General features: G+C 63.4%; 3 protein-coding genes. All 3 read right to left on the bottom strand.

What is annotated here, in order from left to right:
- Positions 1–325 precede the first annotated feature (325 nt).
- The gene (gene gndA / locus KIH81_RS11885) at positions 326–1,780 is read right to left on the bottom strand and encodes an NADP-dependent phosphogluconate dehydrogenase (protein ID WP_214305515.1); all 1,455 of its coding nucleotides are present in this window, start codon (positions 1,778–1,780) and stop codon (positions 326–328) included.
- Between the two features lie 96 nt (positions 1,781–1,876).
- A complete protein-coding gene (locus KIH81_RS11880; RefSeq protein WP_214305514.1) occupies positions 1,877–3,130 on the bottom strand; it encodes a putative ABC transporter permease in 1,254 nt (417 codons plus the stop codon).
- Positions 3,131–3,277: 147 nt separating this feature from the next.
- Positions 3,278–3,358, bottom strand: an 81-nt coding sequence (locus KIH81_RS11875; protein WP_214303740.1) for an IS3 family transposase, incomplete at its 5' end; no start/stop codon positions are given.

Below are 3,358 nucleotides of genomic sequence, written 5' to 3'. Positions count from 1 at the left end.
ATCAGGCGCTTGCTGGTTGCTTGTTTATCTTGGTCGAAAACATCCTACCCAGGAAGCGCTCTTCTCTTACTCCCTCAACGGCTCAACGACGAACCCACACCCACGAAAACAACACAAGCGCCAAAAAAGAGGAGCCCATAGGACTCCTCTCAAATCAAAAGACGAGACCACACCTCAGAGTACGGCTGGCCTTCTTCGCCTTCGGCCCCTGCAATTAGGGACTCGCCTGCGGCGAGGCTCAGTGTTGGCTCGGCGGCATAGCCGCCGAGCTCCGAAGAAGGCCGGGAAGCCCACCGGGCTTCCCTAAGCCTGAGATTGAGGAGCTTTACTCCTCAATCTCAGGCTTGCCTTCTTCGGCCCACAACGTGTGGAACACACCCGGCTTGTCGACGCGACCGTAGGTGTGGGCACCGAAGAGGTCGCGCTGGGACTGGGTCAGGGCGGTGGGCAGGCGCTTGGAGCGCAGGCCGTCGTAGTAGGCCAGGGAGCTGGAGAACACCGGGGTCGGGATGCCGGCCTCGATGGCCTTCACGATCACGCGACGCCAGGCGTCCTGGGACTCGCCGATGATCTTCTCGAAGTACGGGTCGAACAGCAGGCTCTCCGGCGGGTTGTCGCCCTTGAAGGCCTCGGTGATGCGGTCGAGCAGGAACTGGGCGCGGATGATGCAGCCGCCACGCCAGATGCGGGCCACCTCGGACAGGTTGATGTCCCAGCCGTATTCCTTGGCGCCGTCCTGGATCTCGTTGAGGCCCTGGGCGTAGGCGACCACCTTGGATGCGAACAGCGCCTTGCGCACGTCCTCCACGAAGGCGGCCTTCTCCTCGCCGTTCAGGTCGATGGTCTTGTTCGGACCGGCCAGGCCTTCCTTCTGGGCGGCCTCACGCAGCTCGCCGTGGCTGGAAAGCGCACGGGCGAACACGGCCTCGCCGATGGAAGCGACCGGAGAGCCGAACTCCAGACCGGTCTGCACGGTCCAGGTGCCAGTGCCCTTCATGCCGGCGTGGTCGACGACCACGTCCACGAACGGCTTGCCGGTCTCGGCGTCCTTGTGGTGCAGGATCTCGGCGGTGATCTCGATGAGGTAGGAATCGAGGTCGCCCTTGTTCCACTCCTCGAACACGTCGCCGATCTCCTCGGCGTCCATGCCCAGGCCGCGGCGCAGGATGTCGTAGGCCTCGCCGATCACCTGCATGTCCGCGTACTCGATGCCGTTGTGCACCATCTTGACGAAGTGGCCGGCACCATCCGTGCCGATGTGGGTCACGCAGGGCTCACCGTTGACCTTGGCCGCGATGGATTCGAGAATCGGGCCGAGGGTCTTCCAGGATTCCGCGGTGCCGCCGGGCATCAGGGACGGGCCGTTGAGCGCGCCCTCCTCGCCGCCGGACACGCCGCAGCCCACGAAGTGGAAGCCCTTGGCGCGCACTTCCTTCTCGCGCTTGATGGTGTCCTTGAAGAAGCTGTTGCCACCATCCACGATGATGTCGCCGGGCTCGAAGACCTCCTCGAGCTGCTCGATCACGGCATCGGTCGGGGCGCCGGCCTTGACCATGATGATGGCCGTACGCGGGCGCTTCAGGGACGCGGCGAACTCCTCCAGCGTCTTGGCCGGCACGAAGTTGCCTTCGGTGCCGTGCTCGTCCATCAGCTTTTCGGTGCGGGAGTAATGACGGTTGAACAGGGCCACCGTGTTGCCGTGGTGGGCCAGGTTGCGCGCCAGGTTGGAGCCCATGGCGGCCAGTCCGATAACGCCGATATTTGCAGTAGCTTCGGCCATTGCCTTGCCTTTCCTTGACTTCGGTCAAACAACTGCAAGTCTATCGTTCGGCATGACCCCGCGCACGGGTCGTCTTACGCTGCCCGCGTAGCGGAATCACATACGTCCGGCCTTGGAGGGGTCGATGTGCATGGTCTGGAATCGGTCGGCCATGTAGGAGTCGCCGAAATGCTCGCCGAACCACATGGCGACCGGCGAATCCTGCACCTGACCGGCCATGCGCCCGTACCAGCAGTCAAGGGCCATCAGCGTGAAGGCAATGTCGATCACCATGAGCACCGCGCACACCGCAGTCAGTGAGTAGCGCACCTTCCAGGGGATCCGGTTGATGAGCGCGAGCATGCGCGGCAGCAGGAACCTGACCCACACCACGCCGATAAGGCCCCAGAAGAACATGTACTTGCCGGACGTGCGACCGTCGATGGACAGCCATTGGCCGGTGTAGTCCCACGCGGTGATGCCGAACGCCACCTCCATGAACCAGCTCGTGCAGTATTCGAACGCGCCGCCGATCACCGCGGACGCGCAGAAGATGAGGAACGGGTTCGCCTTCCACAACCGGTTCAGGCAGACGGTCACCAGCACGGCGCCGCAGCCGTAGATCGGCGAGAACGGGCCCCACAGCAGGCCCGCACGGTCCTGCAGTTCGCCGTGGTACAGCGCCATGTGGTAGATCGTCTCGATGACGAGTCCTCCCACGGAAGCGATGGTGAACAGCCAGAAGATATTGAAGAAGTCCAGCGCGATGTAGCCTTTGCCGGACTGGTCGCGCCCGAGCATGCCTGCGGCCACGGCGGATTCGTAGTCGCTGCGTTCGTCCATGCGCCTGAGCGCACGTTGCAAGCGACATTCCTCTCGCAGCGACGGATCGGCCGTGACGGAAATCACGATGAGGATGACCATCTGGATGGCCGGCAACACGAGGTTCCAGCCGAGGCCTTCGAGCGCCAACGACAGCATGCCGTCCGCCAGGGTGAGCGGCATGAGCACGTACGCCCAGCGTGCGGCGTACCGACGTCGGTTGCGCACCAGTAATACGCCGAAAATGGTCAGGCACACGGCGTTGACGATGAGCACCACCGCATGCGCCGCGGTCAGGATGAAGGTCAGGCTCAGCGCGTCCACGTGGACGCGGCCCTCCACGATCTCACGGATGGCGTACAGGGAGGACAGCACCAGGATGGGCAGCGTGGCCAATCCGTCCAGCAGCATCAGCACGCCGTAGACGCGGGCCAGAATCGGCAGTCGCTTGGCGTCCAGGTCCATGTCGGCGCCATCCAGCTCAGTGGCGGCCAGTTCGGCGACCACGGCCGATTCCTCCGGGGACTCGGTGGTTGGGGTTTGTGCCATTGGCGGATCCTTCTTCTCGGAGAGACGTACGAGTGGTCTCTTGGCTCCCCTCCCTGAGGGGAGCTGTCAGCGTAGCTGACTGAGGGGAGTACTTGCGCAAGTGAACTGCGCCCTGGAAGTTGGACGTGGTTTATTAAGGGTACCTGATCAGGCTGTGAGGGACATGTTCCGGAATTCCTCCGGGGTGTGTCCCTCCAGTCGTTTCTGGCGTCGTTTGGTGTTCCAGTG

This window comes from Bifidobacterium miconisargentati (assembly GCF_019331675.1).
Taxonomy (GTDB): Bacteria; Actinomycetota; Actinomycetes; order Actinomycetales; family Bifidobacteriaceae; genus Bifidobacterium; species Bifidobacterium miconisargentati.
Note: the sequence above shows the minus strand (reverse complement) of the source record. Positions and strands in the feature narration are given on the sequence as shown.

Bases quoted from the DNA above. Each gene is read 5' to 3' on its own strand.
- gndA (WP_214305515.1), bottom strand. From the start codon at position 1,780: ATGGCCGAAGCTACTGCAAATATCGGCGTTATCGGACTGGCCGCCATG.
- KIH81_RS11880 (WP_214305514.1), bottom strand. From the start codon at position 3,130: ATGGCACAAACCCCAACCACCGAGTCCCCGGAGGAATCGGCCGTGGTC.